The following is a 24,739-nucleotide window of genomic DNA, read 5'->3' as shown; positions in this document are numbered from 1 at the left end:
GCCCGGTGTGGCTACAGCGAACCACGCTCCAACAGCGGGCAAGGCACTTTCACCGTATCACGCTGTTCCCGCCGCTCAATCACATGCAACGCCGCAAGGCGGCCCAACTCGTAATGCGGCAGCTGCACCGTCGTCAATGCCGGCAGGAACAGCTCGCCGGTGCCGACCATATTGTCGTAACCCAGCACCGCCACCTGTTGCGGTATTCGCCATCCTTGCGCCAGCAATACCTGATACACCAGAAACGCTATCCGATCGTTTCCGCACACCACGACATCGCAATCGCGCCGTTCTGCTGAGAAATGCCGCTCCAGCAACGCGACGCAGTCGCGATAGCTTTGATCGCCGGCGCTCAGATCGAGATGATACTGCTGCAGCTGTTCAACATCGCGCCCCGCTTCGCGCCAGGCGCGTTCCAGACCGCGGCGGCGCAGGCCCGCCGCCAGCGTATCCGCCGGTAAATGAATGCACAATGGCGCGCGATAGCCTTTGGCGATCAGCGTGCACGTAGCGTCATACTGCCCTTGCTCATCATCAGGAATGTAGCTGGCGATCGCATGCGCCGGGCTGACGCAGTTGGCCAACACCAGCTTTTTGTCCAGCAGTTTGGCCGGTAGCGTCACCTCACGCAGCCCCATCGTGGTGAATATCACCCCATCCGGTCGATGCGCCAACAGCAGATCGACAGTCTGTTCGGCGTTGTCGTCGGCAAACAGGTTGACGACGAAGCTGTTCCAGCCGCGCTCGCGCGCGGTTTTCTCAATCGACAGGATCATTTCCACCGAGAACGGCGTCGTGGCGGTGTCCAGCGCCAGCACGCCGAGCGTCTGTACGCGATTTCCATCACCGCGAATACGCCGCGCCGACAGATCCGGCACGTAGTCCAACTCGTCGATAGCCTGTTTGACGCGGTGATAAGTTTCCGGCCGCAGCTTGCCGGGTTCATTGATGGCGCGGGACACCGTCATCAACGAGACTCCGGCAAGTTTTGCGACGTCTTTCAGCGAAGCCATGCGCCCTTCTTTATGATTAATGGGGAAAAGTGAATAATCCCATAACCGGGCGCAGGACTCTACTCTGCGTTAGCAGGCTGTGATGTTCGCCCACAGGATCGCGCCGTCGGCCGTCAGCGGCGCCACTTCGCCGCCCGCCGCCGTCCACCAGACACCCTCGCGCGCCCGCAGTTCTCCGCCCTCCGGCAGCGACCAAACACCGCTCAGCACATACAGCACGCCCGCCCGGTTGGGTGACAGGGTGACGGGCACCGTGCTGCGCAGCACCTCGGCCGCCTGCCGGCCGCGGCGTGTCATGATGTTGAAATCCTGACTGGCGCCACCCAGCAGCGTCGCTTCCAGCGCCACGTCGCCGGAAAAGGCGAACGGCTCCCCGATACGCGCCAACTGATGGTCGATATGCCCGGCGCTGAACAGCCGCACGCCGTCGCCTTCCAGCAACGTTATCGAACGATCGATGCCCGCAAAGGCGGAAAACGGCCCGTCCTGCGCGATGGTGGCGATACTGGCGCGCCAGTCGAAATCCGGCTCGCCCGGCGGCCAGCTGACGATTTCACGGGTTTCCCCACCGCCGTTGCGCCACGGGCTGACCGGCAGCGCGGCGAAGTTAAAACGGGTCAGGCTCATTACGCCTCCTGCTGAAAGGTTTTCAGCACCTGCAGGAACTCTGCGCTGCTCTGCTGTTGCAGCGCGTGCCGCCCCTGCTCGATCACCTGCCGGCCACCGACGAACACGTCGCGAATTTGCTCCTTGCCGCCGGCGAACAGCCAGCGATTGAGGATCGAGGCGTCCGGCGCCGCCGCCAGATACGGATCGTCGCCGTCCAGCACCAGCCAGTCGGCGCGATAGCCGCTCTGCAACCGGCCGATCGGCGCGCCGCACGCCTGCGCACCGCCCTGCAGCGCCTGCAGGTACAGCACATCGCCCACCGCCGACTGTTCCGGTGTCGTCAGGCGATTGCGACGCTGATCGCGCAGCCGCTGGCCGTATTCAAACCAGCGCAGCTCTTCCACCACGTTGAGCGAAACGTGGCTGTCGGAACCGATGCCCCAGCGCCCCTGCTGCTGCAGGTAAGCGTCGCCAGGGAAAATGCCGTCGCCGAGGTTGGCTTCGGTGGTCAGGCACAGGCCGGCCACCGCGCGGCTGCGCGCCAGCGCTTCCAGCTCGTCGCGATCCAGATGGGTGGCGTGCACCAGACACCAGCGCTGATCGACCGGCAGGTGGTCATACAGCCAGGCCACCGGGCGCTGTCCGCTCCACGCCAGACAGTCGTTCACCTCTTTTTGCTGCTCGGCGATATGAATATGCACCGGCAAGGTGCGATCCGACGCGGCCAAAATCTGCTGCATCTGCCCCAGCTCCACCGCACGCAGCGAGTGGAAGCACAGCCCCTGGTTCTGCAACGGGCGATCCGCCAGCTGACGGGCAATCACCTGCTGCTGATGCAGATAGCTTTCGGCATCCTGGATAAACCGTTTCTGCCCCGGCTGGGCCGGCTGGGCGCCAAAACCGGCGTAGCTGTACAGCACTGGCAGCATAGTCATGCCGATGCCGGCCTGATGCGCGGCCTCGCTGAGGCGGCCGGTCATCTCACCGCGATCGGCGTAAGGCTTGCCGTCGGCGTCGTGATGCAGGTAGTGGAATTCGGCCACCTGGGTATATCCGCCCTTGAGCATTTCGATATACAGTTGACGGGCGACTACCTCCACCTGCTCCGGCGTCAGGCGCTGCACCAGGCGGTACATCAGATCGCGCCAGGTCCAGAAGCTGTCCTGCGGGTTGCCCGCCACTTCCGCCAACCCGGCCATCGCGCGCTGAAAGGCGTGGGAGTGCAGGTTCGGCATGCCCGGCACCGCATCGCCATGCAGCCGAATGCAGCCTTGCGGCTCAGCGTTGGCGGTAACTTGAGTCAGATAACCTTGCGCATCGACGTCCAGCCGGACGTTATGCGCCCAGCCCTCAGGGAGCAAAGCGCGTGGGGCAAAATAAGCAGGCATGGCAGTATTCCACGGTTGATGTAACGGCGAATGAGGCGCGGCGATGGCGCGCATTCAGGAATTTTTGGCGGTCGCCGGCAAGTTTCTGGCGCGACGGTCACTAGTTGTATATACATATACATACGCCGACATCAACAGTAAACTGGTGTTATTATTTTTTTATTTGACGAGGTTAACGTCGTGGCTGAACAACAGACCGTGTTACAACTGGCGGCTGCAATGAGCGATGCCCCCGCCCCGATCTACCAACGGGTCAAACAGGCGATCGTGAATCAAATTCGTGCGGGGCATTGGCAACCGCACCAGCGCGTGCCCTCCGAAAGTGAACTGGTGGCGGAACTGGGCGTCAGCCGCATGACCATCAACCGCGCGTTGCGCGAGCTGACCAGCGAAGGTTTTTTGATCCGCATGCAGGGCGTCGGCACCTTCGTCGCCGAAGCCAAGGCGCATACCGCGCTGCTGGAAGTGCACAACATCGCCGATGAGATCGCCGCGCGCGGTCATCGCCACAGCAGCAAGATCCTCGAGCTGAAGGCCCGCCCGGCCAGCGAGGAAGAGGCGACGGCGCTGGGCATTCAACCCGGCCAACGGCTGTTCTACTCGCAGATCGTGCATTACGAAAATGACGTGCCGGTGCAGGTGGAAGACCGCTGCGTCAACCCGCTGGTGGCGCCGGATTACCTGAAGCAGGATTTCGACCGCGTCACGCCTTACACCTATCTGACGCAGGCCGCGCCGCTGACCGCCGGCGAACACATCGTCGAAGCGGTGATCCCCACCCGGCGCGAAAGCGAGCTGCTGCAGCTGGAAGACCACGAACCCGGCCTGCTGATCCACCGCCGCACCTGGTCCGGCAAAACCGTGGTGACCTCGGCCAGGCTGCTGTACCCCGGCAGCCGTTATCAACTGTTCGGCCGCTTCACCAGCGAAGTCTGATCCCCGGCGGGCGCGCCCTGCGCCCGCATCTCCGCTGTCGATCACATCCTGATAACAAAATCTCTCCCGCCTCTTGTGACATCCCGGTGAATGCGTTAGGTTGTTTTTAATTGTATATACAACCATGTGGGAGCTGCGGCTCCGGCGGAGGAAAGCAATGACGTCTGAGATTCACTGTGACAGCCTGTGGCACGGCGCCGATATCGTCACCATGCGCGACGGCAACTATCACACCCTGACCGACGGCGCGATCGCCGTACGCGACGGCAAGATCGTCTGGATTGGCGAACATGCGGCGCTGCCGCCCGGCCTGATCGCGGACGAAACGGTGAAATTCAACGGCGGCATCATCACCCCCGGCTTTGTTGACTGCCACACTCACCTGGTGTTCGGCGGCAACCGCAGCGGCGAGTTCGAACAGCGGCTGAACGGCGTGAGCTATGCCGACATCGCCGCGCAGGGCGGCGGCATTATCTCCACCGTGAAAGCCACCCGCGAGGCCGACGAAGCGCTGCTGCTGGAGCAGGCGCTGTTCCGCCTGCGTCCGCTGCTGGCGGAAGGCGTCACCTGCGTGGAGATCAAATCCGGCTATGGCCTCAGCCCGGAAAGCGAGCTGAAAATGCTGCGGGTGGCGCGCAAGTTGGGCGAGCTGCTGCCGGTCGAGGTGAAAACCACCTGTCTGGCGGCCCATGCGCTGCCGCCGGAATACGCAAACCGCGCCGACGACTACATCAATCTGGTCTGCGATACCATCATCCCTCAGGCCGCCGCCGCTGGCCTGGCGGATGCGGTTGACGCCTTCTGCGAACACCTGGCGTTCTCACCGGCGCAGGTGGAGCGAGTCTTCGCCGCCGCCGAAGCCGCCGGTTTGCCTGTCAAACTGCACGCCGAGCAACTCTCCGCCCTCGGCGGCAGCACGCTGGCGGCGCGCCATCACGCGCTCTCCGCCGACCATCTCGAATACGCCACCGAGCAAGATGCCCGCGCCATGGGCGACGCCGGCACCGTGGCGGTGCTGCTGCCGGGCGCCTACTACCTGCTGCGCGAAACCCAGTGCCCGCCGGTAGAGCTGTTCCGCAAGCACCACGTGGCGATGGCGATCGCCAGCGACGCCAACCCTGGCACGTCGCCGGCGCTGTCGCTGCGTCTGATGATCAACATGGCCTGCACGCTGTTCCGCCTGACGCCGGAAGAAGCGCTGGCGGGCGTTACCACCCACGCTGCCAAAGCGCTGGGGCTGCAACACAGCCACGGCACGCTGGAAACCGGCAAGGTGGCGGACTTTGTTCACTGGCCGCTGTCGCGGCCGGCGGAACTGGCTTATTGGTTGGGCGGCCAGCTGCCCTGTACGGTGATTTTCCGAGGAGAAGTACGTCAATGACCATTCGCGATCCTTTTAGCTTCCAGACCGGCAGCCTGCCGCTGCTGATCAGCATCCCACACGCCGGCACGCAACTGACGCCGGCGGTCGAGGCCGGGCTGACCGACGATGCCCGCCCGCTGCCCGATACCGACTGGCACATTCCACAGCTGTACGACTTCGCCCGGGCGATGGGCGCCAGCGTACTGGTCGGCAACTATTCGCGCTTCGTCATCGACCTGAATCGCCCGGCGGACGACAAGCCGCTGTACACCACCGCCACCACCGGTCTGTATCCCGATGTGCTGTTCGACGGCCGCCCAAGCTTCCTGCCGGGCAAAGCGCCGACGGACGAAGAACGCGCCGGCTATCTGCAGCAAATTTGGCAACCTTATCATCAGCAGCTGCAGGACGAGTTGGCACGCCTCAAAGCGCGGCACGGCTATGCGCTGCTGTTCGACGCGCACTCCATCGCCTCGGTGATCCCGCGGCTGTTCGACGGCAAACTGCCGGATCTCAACCTCGGCACCAACGGCGGTGAAAGCTGCGCCCAGGCGCTGAGCGATCGGCTGGTCGCCTGCTGCGAGCAGCAACAGCAGTACACCCACGTGCTGAACGGCCGCTTCAAGGGCGGTTACATCACCCGCGCCTACGGCCAACCGCAGCAGCAACAGCATGCGATCCAGCTCGAGCTGGCGCAGGTCAACTACATGTCCGAACAGTATCCTTTCGCGTTCGAACCGCAGCGCGCCGCCTCGCTGCAGCGCCTGCTCAAGCAGATGATTGAAGGCCTGTTGGACAGCGCCGCCAGACTGAACTGATCCCCTTTACAGGCGCCGCCGGGCGCCTGTTCCTCTCCCTGTCCTTAACCGTAACGTCAGCCGCAATCTGCGCGCTATATCAAAGTTTCGCGTGATTCCCTACTGACTGGTCTAAACAGCGCACAAAACAGCGGCCGACGAAAAACGCGCTGCGCCACAATCAGCCGAAAAGCCCGCGCTCATCGTCAGCGCCGGGCGGCGTGTGGCCGAGCTGGCCCGTTTCGAACCATCACTCTGGAGGCCCTATGTCTGTAACACCGTTAAACTGGCGCGCTGCCGGCGCCCTCGCCGAACAATTGCTGGCCGGCTGGCAACGGCGTGGCGAACCCGGCGGCGCCATCACCCTGTTTGACGCCGAACAACTCCGCGCCACCGCCAGTGCCGGCTTGGCCGATCTGGCGCAGAATACCCCCTTCACCGCCGACAGCGTGGTGCGCTACGCCTCAGTGACCAAGCACATCTTCGCCGCGCTGGCGCTGAAGGCCACCGGCCGCGCCATTCGGCTCGATCAGCGCCTGGGCGAACTGCTGCCCACCCTGCAGCCCGCGTTGGCGGACGTTACCGTCGGCCAGGCGCTGGACATGACCGGCGGTCTGCCTGACGTGCGCGAGACGCTCGGTCTGCTGGGCATATCGCTGCATGCCGTCAGCGAGGCGCAGCCGGTGATGCAGTTTGTCGAGGGGCTGGAAAGATTGAACTATGAAGCCGGCAGCGAGATCGCCTACAGCAATACCGGCTATCGGCTGCTGGAGGCCGCGCTGCGCAGCAAAGGGTATGATTTCGACCAACTGGTGCAACAGCACATCGCCCGGCCGCTGCAGGTGCAGATGCAAGCGCCGGAAAGCTGGTTCGACGTGGTGCCAGGGTTGGTGCCGGGTTACTGGCGTGCGGCGCGGGGCTGGCAACACGCCAGCGCCGGTCTGCACCTTTCCGCCTCCGGCAGCCTGACCGGCAGCCTCAACGCCCTCACCCGCTGGCTGCAAACGCTGCTGGCCGACCAGGGCCCCGGCCAGGGCGTGCTGGCGCAACTCGGCGCACCGCGCCGCCTCAATCAGGGTCAGCTCAGCGCCTATGGACTGGGGCTGGCGCAGACGCCGCTAGGCCGCCGCCGCTTGCTCGGCCACGGTGGTTCCCACGCCGGTTACAAAACCTATTTCCTGCTGGCGCCCGATCGCCAGGTCGGCGTTGCGCTGGTGGCCAACCGCGAAGACTGCGACAGTTTCGGGATGGCTTTGCAGGTGATGGCAGCGCTGCTGGGCGAACCTTTGCCGCAGCGCAGCACGGCGATCCCCGACGGTCTCTACGCCACGCTGGCGGAGCCGCACTGGCTGGAGGTCAAAGACGGCAACCTGGCCTATCTGGGCAGCGATGAACCGCTGTATCAGGGCGAAGACGGCTACGCGGTGTCGCTGTCCGCCCATATGCCAATCAAATTGAAGTGGACCGGCGAAGCGGTCGAGGGTGAAGTCGGGCATGTGGCGCGCCGTTTCCTGCCGGTCACGGCCAACGGCGACTGCCTGAAGCATGTGCAGGGGTTGTGGTATCACCCGCACTATCGCACCGCCTTTGAAATTCGCGGCAATCGGGTGCATATTGGCGTCGGCCCGGCGGCGCAGACCGGCACGCTCAGCCCGCTCGGCCAGGGCCGCATGCTGGTGGAGTGCCAGGACGGCCCATGGTTGAAACGCTTTTGCCTCTATTTCCGCGGTTACAACGTGGATCTCATCGCCAACCGCAGCCGGATGCTGACCTTCCGCCGCAGCACCGTCGGCCGCGACTGACGCTCAGCGTGCGCTGCCGGTTCTGACCGCCAGCAGCGCATCCGCCAGCCGCCGCTTGTCGGCGGCGCTGAGATTCACCTGATCCACAGACGCCATAAACGCCGCCCGATCCGCCTCGCCGAGCGGGCCGGTACGCAGTCGCTCCGCCAACCGTTGCAATATCTGGCTGCTCAGCTGCGCGATCTGTGGGCGCACCTGCGCCAACGGGCGCGGCTGCCAGCCGGGCTCCGGGCTCGCCAGCCAGTCGGCGCGATAGCGGTACTGAATCGCCTTGGCGGCGTCCATCTGCGCGGCGATAAAAGGCCGCACCGACGCCGGCTCCAGCCCCAAACGCCCCGCCTCCGCCTGCGCGCTGGCCAACACCTTCGCCTCCTGCGCCAGGTCTTCGATCGGCAAATGCTGCTGCGCCTTGTAACCGGCAACGTCTTTCATCAACGACAGCCGTTGGTTCACCAGCTCGCCGATGGCGGCAGCGCCGTCTGCCAACGCTGGAAAACTGGTCAAACAACAGGCTATCAATAACGCCCTGAACATGGCGCCTCCCTTATGATGCAGTGAAAAGGTCAGGCGCCAAGTTCACCACGTCAGCCCCGCGCCGGCAAATAAAAAAGGCCCCGCCGCAGCGAGGCCCGATGAGACCCAACCGGCGTTAGTCGAACACGCCGTTGATGACGGAGGCCACAATCGCGGTGCTGAGTGCGACCAGCACCAGATCATCGCCGGCGATACGCCACTCATAACCCGGGTACTGCGGCAACTCACGCAGCATCGAGTAAGGCACCACTTTTTTGGCGATGCCCGGCGGCAGCGGTTTACCACGCGCCAGATTCTTGGCGATGCCCGGTGGCAGCGAGCTATAGCCGGTCAGGCCGTAGTTGTGCGCCAGCGAACGGGCGCGGTCGCGCGAAAGGCTGACGGAGACCAGATTATCGTCGTTCCTATAGCCGCCTTTATCTTTATTGCCTTTGTTGCCGTGATTACCGTTGTTGCCATGGTTACCGTTATTGCCGCTGTTGCCATGGCCGTTCCCGTTGCCGTTACCATTGCCGCCTTTGTCGGCCAAGGCCGGGGCGGATGACAACCCCAGCGATGCAATCAGCGCTAACACCGTGAGAGTCGTACGACGTTTGTTCATGTTGTGTATTCCTGCGTGGGTGACTCTGTTGACTATAGCTAGCCTTTTCCAGACAAAGTATAAGGAAAACTCCGAGATAACGGCGCGCTTTTACGGCATTCGCTTTCAAACCTTGTCTCAACGCAAAACGCCTCGAAAATGCCGATGCTTGTCTCAGATTTTTCTTGAAGAAAAATAAGCCTTACGCTAGCGTGGGAAGGTAACAAAAAAGAGTTAGCGTGCTCTTTTTCGTCGCACCTCAAATCTTATTCTTATCATCCATAATGATAATAGCGAACACTTCCCGCCTCTCCGTGCGGGATTCTTTTTCCCGCCGCCGTCGCCCCAATCTGGTGCTTTATGTTGAGATTTGGTTGCCGATAATTTACATTCGCTGTCTGAGAAACCTCAACCTCCCGCGGTGGCCAGGCTGGCAACGGGTGGGCGTTCAGGAGCAAAAGACGTGCAAATGACCCTCATGGAATACATCACTCGACACTTTAACGGCGATCTTCATCGTTACGCGCAGTCGGAAGGCGTCAGCCGTGAACAAATCATTAGTTGGATAAATAATGAATGTCACGTGATCAAAGGCAGGCTGTTTATGCCGGTGAAGCATCTCCCGGCTGAACAAGCACAGTGATGACAAAAAAACCCCGCCAGGCGGGGTTTTCTGTTTCTGATAGCACGGAAAATCAGAAGTTATAGCCGACCACGAGGTAATAACCCCAACCGGTAGACTTGATCGGGCCCTGCGGGGTACCGATATCCGCGCCATCCTGCCACTGGCCGCCGTTATGGAAATAACGCGCCACGAAAGAATAGTGCCAGTGATCGTAGTTCAGCGCCAAAATGTGGCTGGAGGCGATAGAGTTGCTGGTGCGCACCTGTTTGCCGGTGCCGTCAACCCAATGGCTGTCCTTGCCCAGATCGGAACCAAAGTCGAAGTTGGTGAAGCCGATGTAGCTCAGGTTGCCGCCCCACACCTGGGTCAGCGGCACGAAGTATTTCACCTTGAAGCGGTAACCGTCCCAGCTGTTCTCGTTGGCAGCCTGGTAGTTTTCCCACTGGTATTTGGCATAGATGTTCATCGACAGGCTCATCGGCAGGCCGGTGTCGATATCGGTGCCCAGACCCATGTACCAGGTGTTTTGACGACCGTCGGCGTTGTGGCCCAGGTCATAGATGTAGTTGTTGGCGAAGTACCACTCTTTGAACGGACCGAAGCTCAGATCGGTGCCGGTCAGCTTGTCGATGGAGAAGCGCGGTTCAATCTCCATAAACAGCGGGGAGCCTTTGTCCCAGATGCCGCGATCCGGGGTATTGCCCACGCCGAAGAACTTCGGCACGTCAACGTAACCGTAGAAGTCGAACCAGTCTTTCTTGGCGAAGGCTTCGTATTCGAGATACACGTCGTTATTCAGCTGCGGTCCGAAACGGGTGTGGTAGCTGCCCACCACGTTAACGCTCTGGTGCCACCAGTCGGAGACATATTGACTGTCTTTGCTATCAGCCATTGATGATGCACTGTAAGACGCTGCGAGCAGTACACCTGCTGCGAGAGCTATTTTTTTCATTTTATTACCACATGCTTAAAGGGCCATTTCCTGCCCGTTTAGAAAAGATGACAATGAGTCTGCCGACACCTGGCGTTGTCTTCACACAGAAACTCGGATGACGCGCGCATTATAGAAACCACTGACTGTAAGAATCTGTGATCCAGTTACGCATTTCGCGAATAGGTAATCGATTGCGTTCACATTTGTCAAATTATGTTTCATTCAAATTCACATTCGCTGTGATTTTTGTCATGCACATCGATTTTTAGCGCAGTTTTTGAGCCAACTGTCATCAACCGGCAATGAAGAGGAGTACGGCATTCAAGCGGGAAATGCCGGCGAAAACTCGCCGGCGAGAGAGAAGCGGCAGCCGATCACGCTGGCCACATCGAACGACGAATGAGGCTGCAAAAATTACCGCGAACAAAGCTCGGTTCCTTATCCGCCAGCACGTCCGCTTTGACGTTGCCGAAGGTGCTGTCCGGCTTATGTCGAATCCCGTCGTAAAACGCCTGAATAATCGCTTCCTTGAAGTTTGCCCCGCGGGGATGCAACTCCACTACCTGCTCTCGCAGCGCCGCGTCATAGCCCTGGTAATTGATCCCTAACACATCCATCTCTACTCCCGCGGTCACCAGCGCAATCAGCGGGTGCATGTATTCCGGGATCCCCGGCGTGGTGTGTAACGCGATCGCCGTCCATACCCGATCGATATCCTGACGGCTGACCCCGTGCCCGCGTAAAAACTCGGCCGCCGCATCGGCGCCATCCACTTCGAAACGTTTGTCGCAGCTGCAGTGATCGTGCGTCAGTCCCATATCGTGAAACAGGCAGCCGACGTACAGCAGTTCAGGATCGTAAACCAGCTTGCGCTGCTGCCCCGCCAGCGCCGCCCAGTAATACACCCGGCTGGAGTGGTGAAACAGCAGATCTGATTCGGTGTCGCGCACTAACTCGGTCGCCTGACGCGCCATCGCGCTATCCGGCACGCTGATGCCGTTGATGGTTAAACTCATAACTCGATTCTCCCGTTGTCTGGAACCCGGTTAGATTAGGCGTTACACTGAATGTCCTCAATTGCCATTAATCAACGATTAGGGACATCCCCCATCCATCGGGATATCGCATGCCATGAGTAAAACCATCGCTATTCTCGCCGTGCCACAGGTGCAGCTGCTGGACGTTTCCGGTCCGCTGGATGTTTTCGCCGAAGCCAATCTGCAAGCCGGCTATGCCGCCTATCATCTGCAGGTAGTCGGAAAGACGCTGGCGCCGATCGTGTCCTCATCCGGCGTCAAACTCGTGCCGGATCTCGCCATCACCCAATGGCGTGAACAGGCGATCGACACGTTGCTCATCGCCGGTGCACCGGGTATCGCCGACGGCGAAAGCGAAACACGCACGCTGGACTGGCTACGCAGAGTGGTACACCGCACTCGCCGCTACGGCTCGGTGTGCAGTGGCGCTTTTCTGCTGGCGGAGGCCGGCCTGTTGGATGGGCGGCAAATCACCACCCACTGGGCGGTAGCCGATCAATTGTGTCGCCGCTATCCTCAGGTCACGGTGGATAAAGACGCCATTTATGTGCGTGACGGGCGCCTGCAGACTGCCGCTGGCGTGACCTCAGGGCTGGATCTGGCGCTGATAATGGTGGAAGACGATTTAGGGCGTGAGATCGCGCAGCGGGTCGCGGCCCAGCTGGTGATGTTTTTCCGCCGTCCCGGCGGGCAGATGCAATTCAGCTATCGGGAACAGGCGACCCTGGCCGGGCGCTCAATGCTGCAGGAAGTGCAACGCTGGGCGATAGACAATATCGGGTTACCGCACAACGTAGCCAGCCTGGCGGAACGCGCCGGCGTCACCCCGCGGCATTTCAGCAGGCTGTTCGGCAACGAGGTCGGCACCTCTCCCGCTAAATGGCTCGAGGAAGCCCGCATCGCCGAAGCGCGCAGGTTATTGGAACTCGGCGTATTGGCGCCAAAACAGGTGGCGGCGCATTGCGGTTTTTCCAGTGCAGAGCTGATGCGGCGGGCATTTATCCGCCGGCTGGGGGTAACGCCGGCGGACTATCGAAAAATGTTTCTCGGTAAACAACTGCGGCGCGAAAGCTGAGATCAGTTTACCGCCGGCACCGCCTTGGCGATGTTTTCCTGGCGGAACGCCACCTCTTCGCCGTTTTTCACCTCCCAGTTGGCAACCGGAATGTCGGTCTTGGGCGCCGCCGCGACGACCGAACCGTAAATCAGCTTGTCGTCGCGGCGCAAAATATAAACGTCGAGCTGATATTCGTGCCGCAGATTCGCCGTGGTCAGGCGCACGGTATCGCCGCGCTCATAGTGATGCACGTCGATTTCAGGCTGTTGAATAAATTGAATGTCGCTTCTCATCGTCGTCGTTCCTTCAGGCAACATGGCTAGTTAAATTCTAGTTCAACATTGCGCCGACGGCGGATAATTTCCGTTAATTTCCGCGAGTTGCCCGCCAACAGATCAGCGAGCCAAGCGTGACCATCGCTACGCCCTGCCAGAAATTGGCGGTCAGCGAGGTGTGCAACACCAGCGCGGCGAACACCGCCGACAGCACCGGGGTGAAATAAGAGACGGTGGCCAGCAGCGTCATGTTGCCGTGCAAAATGCCAACGTTCCAGGCGGCATACCCCGCCCCCATCGCCACTCCGGCGCACAGCAGCGTTACGGTCACGCCAGCGCTGAACTGCATGCCGCTTTCTGCGCTGAAGGCATACTTCAACCACAGCGCCAGCGCGGTCAGCACGATGAACAGCACCACACCGTTGCTGCCCTGGGCGATCTTCTTGGTCAGGTTGCAATACAGCGCCCAGATCACTGCGCCACTGAACGCCAGCGTATAGCTGAGCGGATTGCTGCGCACGTTGGCCAGCATCTGCGCCGGTGACCAGCCGCCCTCGCCGCTCATGATCCAGCCGATGCCGAACAGCGACAGCAGCAGTCCCGGCAGCAGCCACCATTTCGCCTTTTGGCCGTTGAGCGCCAGCGCCATCAGCACGGTGAAACAGGGCCACAGGTAGTTGATCATGCCCACTTCTATCGCCTGCAGGCGGGTATTGGCGTAGCCGAGCGACAGCGACAGGCAGATCTCGTAGCTGACGAACAGCAGGCTGCCGACGATCAGATAAGGCCGCGGAAAGCTGCGCCATTTCGGCACGCCGAGCGCCACCAGCAAAAACACCGCGCTGACGCTGTAGATCATCGCCGCACCGCCTATCGGCCCCAGCCCTTCGCTGACGCTGCGAATAAGGCCAACCACGCTGCTCCACAGCACAATGGCCAACAAACCGAACAGCGTGGCGCGGGTACGCGAGGGCAAAGCGGGCATAAGACAGGTCCAATGGGTTATTTTTTATCAGGTTTTTCACTCTACTGCCGCACGTGCCAAAAAGAAAGGCGGGATACTCCCGCCTGTGAATTTATTGCTGCGGTTGCCGCTCCAACTGCGGCGGCGGCTGGCGAAAGCGTCGGGTCAGCCAGGCCAAATAGCCGAAGCCCAGTGTCGCCCAGATCAGCCCCATGGTCAGCGAGCTTTTCTCCAGGTTCAGCCACAGCACCCCCACCGTCAGCGCCCCCACCAACGGCAGGAACAGGAAGTTGAAGCGATCTTCCCAGCTTTTGTTGCGCCCTTCGCGAATGAAGAAGTGGCTGATCACCGACAGGTTAACGAAGGTAAAGGCTACCAGCGCACCAAAGTTGATCAGCGCCGTGGCGGTCACCAGATCGAACGACAGCGCTGACAGCGCCACCAGCCCGACCATCAGCACGTTCAGCGCCGGGGTGCGCCATTTGGGGTGGATATAGCCGAAGAATTTCTCCGGGAACACGTTGTCACGCCCCATCACGTACAGCAGGCGCGATACGCTGGCGTGCGACGCCAGGCCGGAGGCCAGCGTGTTGATGAAGGTCACGCACAGGAAGATCGACTGGAACAGCTTGCCGCCGACGTAAAGCGCGATCTCCGGCAGCGCGGCGTCGGGCTGGTGAAAGCGTTGAATGGACGGGAAAAACAGCTGAATGAAGAACGACACGCTGATAAAGATCACCCCGCCGTACAGCGCGGTCAGGAAGATGGCGCGCGGGATCACCTTGGCGGCGTCGGGCGTCTCTTCACACAGCGTGGTGACCGCGTCAAAACCGAGGAACGAGAAGCACAGAATAGTCGCGCCGGTAATGATCGGCAGCAGATGCGCATTCTCGCTGAGGAACGGCCGCAGGCTCCACACCGTGCCCATCCCCTCGCCGTTGTGCAGGCCGCGCACCACCAGATAGATGAACACCAGAATGATCACCACCTGCGCCAATACGAACAGGGTATTGAAGTTGGCCACCAAATTGACGCTTTTCAGGTTGATGGCGGTGATAAGGATAACGAAGCCCACGACCCACACCCAGGGCGGCACTTCCGGGAACAGCGCGGTCAGGTAAATCTTCGCCAGCAGCGTATTGATCATCGGCAGGAACAGATAATCAAGCAGCGATGACCACCCCACCAGAAAACCGACGTGCGGGTTGATCGCCTTCTGCGCATAGGTATAAGCAGAGCCGGCGGTGGGAAACTGGCGCACCAGTTTGCCATAGCTGATGGCGGTGAACAGCACGCCGGCCAGCGCCAGCAGATAGGAGGTCGGCACATGGCCGTCGGTGAGGCCGGAGACGATCCCGAAGGTGTCAAACACCGTCATCGGCGTCAGATAGGCCAGGCCCATCATCACCACCTGCCACAGCTTGAGGGATTTGCGCAGCTGCGGTTTGCCCGCCGGGCCGCCGTCGATGGCTTTAATCGTCATGGCATTTCCCCTCTTGGTCCTCTGCTGTCAACCGTGCAACGTCATTCAGAGAGGCCGCAGGGAAACTGCTGCTCAGGCGGCGGTAAAAACGGGTTGGTATCGCTGTCGGGCGGCCGGCGACCGGCCCGTAGGCACTGCGGCACAGACAAACGTCTGCGCAGGGGGCTGACTGAGTCATGGTTATTTCCTCGTCGGCGTCCTGTACGCCGTGATAGAAGAAATTCTGTACCGCAGCGCGCAGCCTCGCCGGCCACAGGAGAGCCGATGAAATGCGCCGGACGCGCGCGGTAGTCGCAGGGTGAGCGGGATCAGGCGTTTTTCAACATCCACTCGATTTCGGTTTCGGTGATCAGGCGCTCGAACTGCACCAGCTCATCAGTTTTGCAGGCCAGATAGACGTGGCTGAAGCGTTCGCCCAACAATGCATTGAGCACCGGCTGATGTTCGAACTCGTACAGCGCGTCGCTCTGGCGGATCGGGAACGGCAGCCCGTCCTGCTCCAGACCGTTGCCGGTCACCGGCTCAGGCAGCGGCAATGCGGTTTCCAGGCCATAAACGATGCCGGCCAGAATGGTCGCCATCACCAGATAAGGATTGGCGTCGGCGCCCGCCACGCGATACTCCACGCGGTGGTTGTCGCGATCGCCGCAGGGAATGCGCAGCGCCACGGTGCGGTTGTTATGCCCCCAGGAAGCCTGGGTCGGCACATACATGCCAGGCTGGAAGCGGCGGTAGGCGTTGACGTTCGGCGCCAGCAGCGCCATCGAAGACGGCATCAGGGCGATCATGCCCGCCAGCGCCTGTTTCAGCAGCGCCGAATCTTCGCCGTCATCGTCGGCGAACACGTTGTTGCCCTGCGCGTTCAGCATGCTGATGTGCACGTGCATGCCGCTGCCGGCGTGCTCCTCATACGGTTTGGCCATAAAGGTCGCCTGCATATTGTGGTTCTCGGCCACCATGCGCACCAGCCGCTTCAACGCCAGCGCGTGATCGCAGGCCTGCAGCACATCATCAGTATGATGCAGGTTGACCTCGAACTGCCCCGGCGACGCCTCCGCCACCGCGCCGTCCGCCGGAATGTCCTGCAAACGCGCCAGTTCGTCGATCTCGCTCAGCACATCGGCGAAATGGTTCAGGTTATCGACGGAGTACACCTGGCTTTGGGTGTTGCGTTCTTGCGTGCCCGGCGCGCACGGCGGCTGCAGATAGCCTTCCGCGTCGCGTTGACGATCGATGAGATAGAACTCCAACTCTACCGCTACCACGGGGGAAAGCCCGCGCTGACGCAAACGCTGCCACACTCGGTTCAGCACATTGCGCGGTTCAACGTCAAAGGGAGTGCCATCTTCATCCAACATGGTGAGCAGCACCTGCGCGATATATTGCGGGTCCGCCGCCGACGGCGTCAGCGTGCCCGGTACCGGCACGCACACGTGATCCGGCTCGCCCAACTCCTGCCCCAGCCCGGCCTCTTCCACCACGTTGCCGAGAATATCCATCGCAAATACCGATGCCGGGAAGTAACAGCCCTTCTCCAGTTTGTTCAGGCCGCCGACCGGGATGCGTTTGCCGCGGAAGCTGCCGTTCAGATCGGTCAACAGTACGTCGACATGTTGGGTTAACGGATAACGTTCCAGATACTTCTTCACTTCGCGCTGGAACGCGCTACTTCGTCTCTCTTCACTGTGCTGAACAAAGTTTTCCACTTCTACGATGTTGGTCTGCATGGTTCACCCGCCGTTTGTGTTTTGCTGTCGTCGATGTTTATTGACCGTTTTGTTCAATATAATGCCCACAAATGAAACGTAGATGAAACAAATTTGTTTTGCAAGTGTTACTTCTGGTTTGAATATTGCCCAATCGACTGCTAGATTTATAGAATATTGAACGAAATCGGCGGTGGAGAAGCTTATCGTTCATAATTTCGAACGTACCAAGGGGATAGCATGGACAATATATTTAACAGACCAGTCATTGGCGTCGTCATGTGCAGGTATAGGTTAAACGGGCACCTCACACAGACCTTGCAAGAAAAGTACCTGAATGCCGTTATCACCGCCGGCGGCTTGCCGATCGCCCTGCCGCACGCGCTGGCGGAGCCGGAAATGCTGGCAGAACTGCTGCCGCGCCTCGACGGCATTTTGCTGCCGGGCAGCCCCAGTAATGTGCAGCCGCACCTTTATGGTGAAAACGGCGATGAGCCTGACGCCGATCCTGGCCGAGACGCGTTGAGCCTGGCGCTGATCCGCCAGGCATTCGACAGGCGCATTCCCCTTTTCGCCATTTGCCGCGGCATGCAGGAGATGGTGGTCGCCACCCAAGGCACCCTGCATCGCCGCCTGTACGAACTGCCCGAGCTGCTGGAGCATCGTGAAGATCACGACCTGCCGCTGGAACAGCAATACGCCCCCGCCCACGAAGTCATCGTTCAGGAAGGGGGGCTGCTTTCGCAACTGATACCGGATTGCAACAGATTCTGGGTGAACTCGCTGCACGGCCAGGGTGCCAAAACCCTGGGCGCGAGCGTTCGCATCGAGGCGCACGCCGCTGACGGGCTGGTGGAGGCGATCAGCGTGCGCGATCAGCCCTTCGCGCTCGGCGTGCAGTGGCACCCCGAGTGGAACAGCGACGAGTATGCCCTGTCGCGCCTGTTGTTTGATGGTTTCATCACCGCCTGTCGGAACTATCAAAAGGAAAAACGCCCATGAGCGACGTCAGCTTGGCACCGGGAAAACGTCTGTCGCAGATCCGTCAGCAATTGGGGTTGTCGCAGCGCCGGGTCGCCGAACTGTCTGGGTTAACCCACAGCGCCATCAGTACTATCGAGCAAGATAAGGTCAGCCCGGCCATCAGCACGCTGCAAAAGTTGCTGACGGTGTACGGTCTGTCGCTGTCGGCGTTTTTCGCCGAGCCGGAAAAACCGGCTGAGCCGCAGATCGTGATAGACAGCGACGACCTGATCGAGATCGGCAGCCAGGGCGTATCGATGAAGCTGATCCATAACGGCGATCCGAATCGCACGCTGGCAATGATGATCGAGACCTACGAACCGGGCACCACCACCGGCGAGCGCATCAAACACCAAGGGGAAGAGATTGGCACGCTGCTGGAAGGCGAAGTGGTGCTGCAGGTCAACGGCCAGAGCTATCACCTGCTGGCCGGGCAGAGCTACGCCATCAATACCGGCATTCCCCACAGTTTCAGCAACACGTCGGCGCGCATTTGCCGGATTATCAGCGCCCATACGCCGACGACATTCTGATCAACGGAGCCAGGCATGAACTTTCACCATTTGCAGTATTGGCAACAACGGGCGCAGGCCCTGAAGATTGAGCACCAGCTGTTTATCGACGGCCGCTACCAGCCGGCCGCCGCGGGGAAACGTTTCGCCGTCGAAGATCCCGCCGGTCGCCGTGAGCTGGCGCAGGTCGCGCGCGGCGAAGCCGCCGACATCGATCGGGCGGTCAGCGCGGCGCGCGGCGCCTTTGAACGCGGCGACTGGGCCCAGGCCGCGCCGGCGCAGCGCAAAGCCACGCTGCTGCGCTTCGCCGAGCTGATGGAACAGCATCACGAAGAGCTGGCGCTGCTGGAAACGCTGGACACCGGCAAACCCATCCGCCACAGCCTGCGCGACGACGTGCCGGGCGCTATCCGCTGCATCCGCTGGTACGCCGAAGCGATCGATAAGGTGTACGGCGAAATCGCCCCCACCGGTCGCGAGGCGCTGGCGCTGATCGAACGCGAGCCGATCGGCGTGGTCGGCGCCATCGTGCCCTGGAACTTTCCGTTGCTGCTGGCCTGCTGGAAGCTCGGCCCGGCGCTGGCCGCCGGCAACAGCGTGGTGCTCAAACCCTCCGAAAAGTCGCCGCTGAGCGCCATCCTGCTCGGCAAACTGGCGCAACAGGCCGGGCTGCCGGACGGCGTGCTGAACGTGGTGCCCGGCTACGGCCACGACGCCGGCAAGGCGCTGGCGCTGCACCGCGACGTCGACGCCCTCACCTTTACCGGCTCTACGCTGGTGGCGAAACAGCTGATGATTTACGCCGGCGAATCGAACATGAAGCGCGTCTGGCTGGAGGCCGGCGGCAAAAGCGCCAACATCGTCTTCGCCGACTGCCCGGATCTGGATCAAGCCGCCCGCAGCGCCGCCGCCGGCATCTTCTACAATCAGGGGCAGGTGTGCATCGCCGGCACTCGCCTGCTGGTCGAAGCGAGCATTGAGCAAGCATTCCTGCAGGCGCTGCGCAAACACGCGGCGGCCTTCGTGCCCGGCGATCCGCTCGATCCCGACACGGTGATGGGCACGCTGATCGACAGCGGCCACTGCGAGAAAGTGGCCGGCTATATCGTTCGGGGGCTGAGCCAGGGCGCCGCGCTGTTCCTCGACGGGCGCGACCATCCGCAGGGCGACCACGCCGGCTATCTGGGGCCGACCATCCTCACCCGGGTGGACAATGCCATGAGCGTGGCGCGCGATGAAATCTTCGGCCCGGTGCTGGCGGTGACCACCTTCGACGACGAGCAACAGGCGCTGCAGCTGGCCAACGACAGCGACTACGGCCTCGGCGCCGCGGTCTGGACCCGCGATCTGGCGCGCGCGCACCGCATGGCGCGCCAACTGAAGGCCGGCACGGTGTTCGTCAACAACTACAACGACGGCGACATGACCGTGCCGTTCGGCGGCTACAAGCAGAGCGGCAACGGCCGCGACAAATCGCTGCACGCGCTGGACAAATTCACCGAATTGAAAACCACCTGGATCTCGCTGGAATAAGGGCTTATCTCATGACTGAACACGTAAAAAGCTACTATGCGGCCACGGCCAACGCACATCAGCCCTATCCGCAACTGAATGAATCGATCGAATGCGACGTCTGCGTGATCGGCGGCGGCTATACCGGCCTCTCCTCCGCGCTGTTCCTGGTGGAAGCCGGCTATAACGTGGTGGTGCTGGAAGCGGCGCGCATCGGTTTCGGCGCCAGCGGCCGCAACGGCGGCCAGTTGGTCAACTCTTACAGCCGCGACATCGATGTGATTGAAGAGCGTTACGGCGCGGAAAGCGCCCGCCTGCTCGGCAGCATGATGTTCGAAGGCGCGGAGATCATTCGCAGCCGCATCAGCCGCTACGCCATCGACTGCGACTACCGCCCCGGCGGCATCTTCGCCGCCCTGAACAATAAGCAGTTTCATGCGCTGATCGAGCAAAAGCGCAACTGGGAGCGCTACGGCAATACCCAGCTCGAGCTGCTCGATGCGGATCGGGTGCGTCAGGAGGTCGCCAGCGATCGCTACGTCGGCGCGCTGCTCGATCACAGCGGCGGCCACATCCATCCGCTCAATCTGGCGCTGGGCGAGGCCGAGGCGATCCGCCTGCAGGGTGGGCGCATCTTCGAGCAATCGGCGGTGACGAACATTCGCCACGGTGAACCGGCGCTCATCAGCACCGCCAACGGCCAGGTGAAGGCGCGCTTCGTCATCGTCGCCGGCAACGCCTACCTGGGCGATAAGCTGGAGCCGCGGCTGGCCAAGCGCAGCATGCCGTGCGGCACTCAGGTGGTGACCACCGAACCGCTGGCGCCGGAGATCGCGCAGGCGCTGATCCCGCAGAATTACTGCGTGGAGGACTGCAACTACCTGCTGGATTACTACCGCATCACCGCCGATCATCGTCTGCTGTACGGCGGCGGCGTGGTATACGGCGCGCGCGATCCGGACGATATCGATAACCTGATCCGGCCGAAGCTGCTGAAGACCTTCCCACAGCTGAAAGGGGTGCGCATCGACTATCGTTGGACCGGCAACTTCCTGCTGACGCTGTCGCGCATGCCGCAGTTTGGCCGGCTGGAGAATAACGTGTACTACATGCAGGGCTACAGCGGCCACGGCGTGACCTGCACCCATCTGGCGGGCAAGTTGATCGCCGAGCTGATGCGCGGCGACGCCGAACGCTTCGACGCCTTCGCCAAGCTGCCGCACCTGCCGTTCTTCGGTGGACGCAATCTGCAGATCCCGTTCACCGCCATCGGCGCGGCCTACTACACGCTGCGCGACCGCATCGGCGTCTAAAAACAACAGGCCCGGTCATCCTGGCCGGGCCGGTAGGTTAACGCTTAGACGATCTTCGGTTGGCCGTCCGAGGCGGTCGCCCCGCCATCGACCGGAATGTTGGCGCCATTGATAAAGCTGGCGTCGTCGCTGGCCAGAAACGCCATCACCGCCGCCACTTCTTCCGGCTCCGCCGCACGCCCCAGCGCGATGCGCTCATTGAACTTGTCGCGGATCTCCTGCGGCCAGCCGTTGGTCATGTTGGTTTTGACCAGGCTCGGGCAGACCGAGTTGATGCGCACGCCGTCACCGCCGTGATCCAGCGCCATGGCGCGCGTCAGGTTGACCACCGCGCCTTTCGCCGCGCAGTAATAGGCCGCACCCCAGTCGCCACCCAGGCCGGACACCGACGCGGTATTGACGATACAGCCCTTGGTTTTCAGCAGGTGCGGCAAGGCAAATTTGGAACAAAACACCACGCCATCGATATCGACCCCGGCGATGCGACGCCAGTCGTCGATGCTGGTTTCCAGCACGCTGCCCGCCACGTGTACGCCGGCGTTGTTCAGCAGGACGTCGATGCGGCCCAGTTTTTCCGCCACCTCGTTCATCATTTTTTCAACCGCGACGTGATCGGAAACATCGATATGCACCGCCATCGCGCGGCCCTTCGGCAGCGAAGCGGCGACCTTGTCTACCGCTTCCTTGGCCCAGTCGGCCAGCACCACGATGGCGCCCTCGGCGGAGAAACGCCGCGCCGCCGCTTCCCCCATACCATTGCCCGCACCGGTGATAACCACGACTTTATTGTCAAAACGCATGAGACCTCCTCCATGTGAACGTATTTATATAAGTCATACAAATCTCATTACCCCGAGGATAAGACGCCCCTCCCCTGAGAGCCAGTCAAAACGTGCGGTTTATTAACCAAAAGGAGGTATGTCAGTGATTTCAATGCGCTGGATTAACCTTTATCGGATTTTGGCCAACATATTGATGGATAAAATAAAATCACGGTGAGTCACTATTCGTCAGGCGGATTGTCAGCTAGCGGGATTATTGCGGGTAGGCGGTTATGGCTGCTCAGAGATAAGCAATACGAATGAAAAAAGGCAGCCGCCCGCAGGCGGCGGCGACTATTTTTTCTCGATGGGGACAACCAGCAGATCGACGTTCAACTCATTGATCGCCTGACGCGCCGAAGAAACCAGCCGGCTCCAGACATCGTGGTGATGGCCGAAGATCACCAGATCGAACCCTTTCTCTTTCGCAACCCGGTTCAGCTCTTCCGTCAACGCGCCACGGCTGACAATCACCTCTTCGACCGGGTAGGACGACTGCCCTTTGATCGCATTGAGCATATTCTTCACCCGCTCCGAAAAGGTGCGATCGGTGTAGTTGTAATCTCCCACGCCCAGATCGACGTAATAGCCGGCGCGGTGGATGTCGATATAGATCAGGGAAAGTTTGGCATGGAGCGCGGCAGCCAGCCTGGCGCCCTTGCCCAGCAGAAACTCGGCGTCTTCGCTGAGATCCGTGGCGACAACGATATGCTGATAAGCCATGACGGTGGCCCTCCGCGTCAAACCCATGAACAGGATGGCGTTCCTTGCCGCATGTTTCTTATGCACCTTAAGTTTAGCCCAGCGCCGAGCCCTTCGCCTGCGTCAAAATCGTTCCATTTATGGAACGATGTATCCCGACTTCAGGCTCTACCGGATTTCTCTCTTCTCCCTACACTATAGGCAAGTGCTGAGTTTCAGCCTTATCAATCAAAGAAGATACCCACTGACCTCACGACGAGAAAAGGAAAACACCATGAGCACTCCAGCCAACTTCAACGGCCAGCGTCCTGTTATTGATGCCAATGACGCAGTCATGCTCCTGATCGACCACCAGAGCGGCCTGTTCCAGACCGTCGCCGATATGCCGATGACCGAGCTGCGCGCCCGCGCCGCCGCCCTCGCCAGCATCGCTACCCTCAGCAAACTGCCGGTGATCACCACCGCCTCGGTGCCGCAGGGCCCCAACGGCCCGCTGATCCCGGAAATTCACCAGAATGCGCCGCACGCGCAGTACGTCGCCCGTAAAGGGGAAATCAACGCCTGGGACAACCCTGACTTCGTAGCGGCGGTCAAGGCCACCGGCCGCAAGACCCTGATCATCGCCGGCACCATCACCAGCGTCTGCATGGCCTTTCCGTCCATCAGCGCGGTGGCCGAAGGCTATAAGGTCTTTGCGGTGATCGACGCCTCCGGCACCTACTCGAAAATGGCGCAGGAAATCACCCTGGCGCGCGTGGTGCAGGCCGGCGTGGTGCCGATCGACACCGCCGGCGTCGCCTCCGAGCTGCAGGGCAGCTGGAACCGCGCCGACGCTCAGCAATGGGCCGAGGTTTACACCAAAATCTTCCCGGCCTATCAGCTGTTGATCGAGAGCTACCTCAAGGCGCAGGACGTGGTGAAAAACAACGAACTGCTGGACTCGCAGCGTTAAAATCGCGGGCATAAAAAACCCCGGCTAAGGCCGGGGCTATTGATCATGTGCCGGTGGCTTTCCCGGCTGTCATGTTATGGCGTAAGCGTCCATCCAACACTCCAACATTACGCAGCCTAAGCACAACTTTTTCACAACAGAAAAAAAGACTGAAAAGTGGCATTATTATTTATGCGATAATCTGTTTTTCTGTTGCCAATAATAATTAATTATTGGAACGTCATCGAGGAATCGAACCCCAGTCCGCCAACGAATATTTCGCTGCCGCTCTTCCTGCTGAGCTAATGACGTATCGATAAAGACTCCGGGCGAACCCGGAGTTTATTCAGGCTAAAGGTGTTATTTCTTAACTGCTCCGGCTTAAACCCTCATCGCTGTCGTAAGAAACCGCACCTCGACCGAAAATTACAACGCGACCACGTTGCCGGCAGAAGGACCCTTCATACCCTTTTCGATAGTGAACTCAACCTGTTGGCCTTCGTCCAGCGTTTTGAAATCGTTGCTCTGGATAGCAGAGAAGTGTACGAACACGTCTTTACCGCCGTCTGCCGGGGTGATAAAGCCGAAGCCTTTCCCTGCATCAAACCATTTTACCAAACCCGTCATTTTAGTAGACATAGAGATATTTCCTTTCTATTTTTGCGACGCCATAGGGCGATAGAGGTCTGTTTTTATTGGAAACTTATGGGGCACTAGAGAAGAAAATTCGCGGAAGAAGAGGTATCTGGGGGATATCACTAACACTGAGAACTGCTTTACTAAAACTGCTTTCATAAGGTCTGTATGACAAACCGATGACGC

The 24,739-nt window shown here is 60.7% G+C and carries 25 protein-coding genes and 1 pseudogene; 11 read left to right on the top strand and 15 right to left on the bottom strand.

Annotated elements, in window-relative coordinates; genetic code table 11:
- Nucleotides 1–11: 11 nt before the first annotated feature.
- The 3 genes from ACJ8J4_RS01240 to ACJ8J4_RS01230 all read right to left on the bottom strand — a co-directional run bounded on the left by ACJ8J4_RS01240 (nucleotide 12) and on the right by ACJ8J4_RS01230 (nucleotide 3,010).
- Nucleotides 12–1,013 carry a LacI family DNA-binding transcriptional regulator gene (locus tag ACJ8J4_RS01240; protein ID WP_164062574.1) on the bottom strand — a complete coding sequence of 334 codons (1,002 nt, stop codon included), beginning with the start codon at nucleotides 1,011–1,013 and terminating at the stop codon, nucleotides 12–14.
- Between the two features lie 69 nt (nucleotides 1,014–1,082).
- Nucleotides 1,083–1,640, bottom strand: coding sequence for a HutD/Ves family protein (locus ACJ8J4_RS01235; RefSeq protein WP_025302566.1), 558 nt, complete (start codon nucleotides 1,638–1,640; stop codon nucleotides 1,083–1,085).
- Entirely contained in the window at nucleotides 1,640–3,010 is a 1,371-nt protein-coding gene (locus ACJ8J4_RS01230) for a formimidoylglutamate deiminase (protein WP_025302565.1), read from the bottom strand. The genes ACJ8J4_RS01235 and ACJ8J4_RS01230 overlap by 1 nt, the downstream gene beginning before the upstream one ends.
- Before the next feature lie 180 nt (nucleotides 3,011–3,190).
- On the opposite strand from ACJ8J4_RS01230, the gene hutC reads away from it, so the two are divergent.
- The 4 genes from hutC to ACJ8J4_RS01210 all read left to right on the top strand — a co-directional run bounded on the left by hutC (nucleotide 3,191) and on the right by ACJ8J4_RS01210 (nucleotide 7,908).
- Nucleotides 3,191–3,946 (top strand): histidine utilization repressor, encoded by a 756-nt coding sequence (gene hutC, locus ACJ8J4_RS01225; RefSeq protein WP_025302564.1) that lies wholly within the window; start codon nucleotides 3,191–3,193, stop codon nucleotides 3,944–3,946.
- 157 nt (nucleotides 3,947–4,103) lie between these two features.
- Nucleotides 4,104–5,327 (top strand): imidazolonepropionase, encoded by a 1,224-nt coding sequence (gene hutI / locus ACJ8J4_RS01220; protein ID WP_043141410.1) that lies wholly within the window; start codon nucleotides 4,104–4,106, stop codon nucleotides 5,325–5,327.
- Complete coding sequence (hutG, locus tag ACJ8J4_RS01215) at nucleotides 5,324–6,127, top strand: N-formylglutamate deformylase (RefSeq protein WP_025302562.1); 804 nt, start codon at nucleotides 5,324–5,326, stop codon at nucleotides 6,125–6,127. Before hutI ends, hutG begins: the two co-directional genes overlap by 4 nt.
- Nucleotides 6,128–6,372: 245 nt before the next feature.
- Nucleotides 6,373–7,908, top strand: a complete 1,536-nt coding sequence (locus tag ACJ8J4_RS01210) for a serine hydrolase domain-containing protein (protein ID WP_164067581.1) — start codon at nucleotides 6,373–6,375, stop codon at nucleotides 7,906–7,908.
- A gap of 3 nt (nucleotides 7,909–7,911) precedes the next feature.
- On the opposite strand, the gene ACJ8J4_RS01205 is transcribed toward ACJ8J4_RS01210, so the two are convergent.
- Entirely contained in the window at nucleotides 7,912–8,442 is a 531-nt protein-coding gene (locus ACJ8J4_RS01205) for a chorismate mutase (protein ID WP_043141419.1), read from the bottom strand.
- 115 nt (nucleotides 8,443–8,557) lie between these two features.
- A complete protein-coding gene (locus ACJ8J4_RS01200; RefSeq protein WP_025302560.1) occupies nucleotides 8,558–9,043 on the bottom strand; it encodes an anti-virulence regulator CigR family protein in 486 nt (161 codons plus the stop codon).
- A 442-nt stretch (nucleotides 9,044–9,485) separates the two neighbouring features.
- On the opposite strand from ACJ8J4_RS01200, the gene ACJ8J4_RS01195 reads away from it, so the two are divergent.
- Nucleotides 9,486–9,665 (top strand): hypothetical protein, encoded by a 180-nt coding sequence (locus ACJ8J4_RS01195; RefSeq protein WP_025302559.1) that lies wholly within the window; start codon nucleotides 9,486–9,488, stop codon nucleotides 9,663–9,665.
- A gap of 52 nt (nucleotides 9,666–9,717) precedes the next feature.
- Here ACJ8J4_RS01195 and ACJ8J4_RS01190 read toward each other — a convergent pair whose 3' ends face one another.
- Both ACJ8J4_RS01190 and ACJ8J4_RS01185 read right to left on the bottom strand, forming a co-directional pair.
- Entirely contained in the window at nucleotides 9,718–10,599 is an 882-nt protein-coding gene (locus ACJ8J4_RS01190) for a nucleoside-specific channel-forming protein Tsx (protein WP_004941293.1), read from the bottom strand.
- 356 nt (nucleotides 10,600–10,955) lie between these two features.
- Nucleotides 10,956–11,597: an HD domain-containing protein gene (locus tag ACJ8J4_RS01185; RefSeq protein ID WP_025302558.1), complete on the bottom strand. Its 642-nt coding sequence runs from the start codon at nucleotides 11,595–11,597 to the stop codon at nucleotides 10,956–10,958.
- Between the two features lie 115 nt (nucleotides 11,598–11,712).
- Between ACJ8J4_RS01185 and ACJ8J4_RS01180 the strand changes: the two genes are divergently transcribed.
- Complete coding sequence (locus ACJ8J4_RS01180) at nucleotides 11,713–12,693, top strand: GlxA family transcriptional regulator (protein ID WP_049209164.1); 981 nt, start codon at nucleotides 11,713–11,715, stop codon at nucleotides 12,691–12,693.
- Between the two features lie 2 nt (nucleotides 12,694–12,695).
- On the opposite strand, the gene ACJ8J4_RS01175 is transcribed toward ACJ8J4_RS01180, so the two are convergent.
- From ACJ8J4_RS01175 to ACJ8J4_RS01160, 4 genes are all read right to left on the bottom strand, one after another.
- Nucleotides 12,696–12,968: a hypothetical protein gene (locus ACJ8J4_RS01175; protein WP_025302556.1), complete on the bottom strand. Its 273-nt coding sequence runs from the start codon at nucleotides 12,966–12,968 to the stop codon at nucleotides 12,696–12,698.
- A 73-nt stretch (nucleotides 12,969–13,041) separates the two neighbouring features.
- On the bottom strand, nucleotides 13,042–13,935 hold the full coding sequence (yddG, locus tag ACJ8J4_RS01170; RefSeq protein ID WP_025302555.1) for an aromatic amino acid DMT transporter YddG: 894 nt from the start codon (nucleotides 13,933–13,935) through the stop codon (nucleotides 13,042–13,044).
- A 91-nt stretch (nucleotides 13,936–14,026) separates the two neighbouring features.
- Nucleotides 14,027–15,397 carry an APC family permease gene (locus ACJ8J4_RS01165; RefSeq protein ID WP_264383921.1) on the bottom strand — a complete coding sequence of 457 codons (1,371 nt, stop codon included), beginning with the start codon at nucleotides 15,395–15,397 and terminating at the stop codon, nucleotides 14,027–14,029.
- A 308-nt stretch (nucleotides 15,398–15,705) separates the two neighbouring features.
- Complete coding sequence (locus ACJ8J4_RS01160) at nucleotides 15,706–17,124, bottom strand: glutamine synthetase family protein (RefSeq protein WP_197835524.1); 1,419 nt, start codon at nucleotides 17,122–17,124, stop codon at nucleotides 15,706–15,708.
- A gap of 219 nt (nucleotides 17,125–17,343) precedes the next feature.
- On the opposite strand from ACJ8J4_RS01160, the gene puuD reads away from it, so the two are divergent.
- The 4 genes from puuD to ACJ8J4_RS01140 are packed head-to-tail and all read left to right on the top strand — an operon-like array spanning nucleotide 17,344 to nucleotide 21,463.
- Nucleotides 17,344–18,105, top strand: coding sequence for a gamma-glutamyl-gamma-aminobutyrate hydrolase (gene puuD / locus ACJ8J4_RS01155; RefSeq protein WP_025302552.1), 762 nt, complete (start codon nucleotides 17,344–17,346; stop codon nucleotides 18,103–18,105).
- Complete coding sequence (gene puuR / locus ACJ8J4_RS01150) at nucleotides 18,102–18,659, top strand: HTH-type transcriptional regulator PuuR (protein ID WP_016928041.1); 558 nt, start codon at nucleotides 18,102–18,104, stop codon at nucleotides 18,657–18,659. Before puuD ends, puuR begins: the two co-directional genes overlap by 4 nt.
- A gap of 15 nt (nucleotides 18,660–18,674) precedes the next feature.
- Entirely contained in the window at nucleotides 18,675–20,171 is a 1,497-nt protein-coding gene (puuC, locus tag ACJ8J4_RS01145) for an aldehyde dehydrogenase PuuC (protein WP_442515974.1), read from the top strand.
- 11 nt (nucleotides 20,172–20,182) lie between these two features.
- The gene (locus ACJ8J4_RS01140) at nucleotides 20,183–21,463 is read left to right on the top strand and encodes an NAD(P)/FAD-dependent oxidoreductase (protein WP_025302550.1); all 1,281 of its coding nucleotides are present in this window, start codon (nucleotides 20,183–20,185) and stop codon (nucleotides 21,461–21,463) included.
- Nucleotides 21,464–21,507: 44 nt separating this feature from the next.
- Here ACJ8J4_RS01140 and ACJ8J4_RS01135 read toward each other — a convergent pair whose 3' ends face one another.
- Together ACJ8J4_RS01135 and ACJ8J4_RS01130 are read right to left on the bottom strand one after the other, a co-directional pair.
- Entirely contained in the window at nucleotides 21,508–22,263 is a 756-nt protein-coding gene (locus ACJ8J4_RS01135; protein ID WP_016928044.1) for an SDR family NAD(P)-dependent oxidoreductase, read from the bottom strand.
- 315 nt (nucleotides 22,264–22,578) lie between these two features.
- Nucleotides 22,579–23,007 (bottom strand): universal stress protein, encoded by a 429-nt coding sequence (locus ACJ8J4_RS01130; protein WP_025302548.1) that lies wholly within the window; start codon nucleotides 23,005–23,007, stop codon nucleotides 22,579–22,581.
- 253 nt (nucleotides 23,008–23,260) lie between these two features.
- Between ACJ8J4_RS01130 and ACJ8J4_RS01125 the strand changes: the two genes are divergently transcribed.
- Complete coding sequence (locus ACJ8J4_RS01125; RefSeq protein WP_016928046.1) at nucleotides 23,261–23,938, top strand: isochorismatase family protein; 678 nt, start codon at nucleotides 23,261–23,263, stop codon at nucleotides 23,936–23,938.
- Between the two features lie 213 nt (nucleotides 23,939–24,151).
- Here the strand turns inward: ACJ8J4_RS01125 and ACJ8J4_RS01120 are convergent.
- Together ACJ8J4_RS01120 and cspE are read right to left on the bottom strand one after the other, a co-directional pair.
- A pseudogene (locus ACJ8J4_RS01120) lies at nucleotides 24,152–24,229 on the bottom strand.
- A 114-nt stretch (nucleotides 24,230–24,343) separates the two neighbouring features.
- Entirely contained in the window at nucleotides 24,344–24,556 is a 213-nt protein-coding gene (gene cspE / locus ACJ8J4_RS01115) for a transcription antiterminator/RNA stability regulator CspE (protein WP_025302547.1), read from the bottom strand.
- Between the last annotated feature and the right edge of the window lie 183 nt (nucleotides 24,557–24,739).

This window comes from Serratia sp. CY47280 (genome assembly GCF_052168655.1).
GTDB lineage: Bacteria > Pseudomonadota > Gammaproteobacteria > Enterobacterales > Enterobacteriaceae > Serratia > Serratia bockelmannii.
This window is presented reverse-complemented; position numbering and strand designations above follow the sequence as displayed.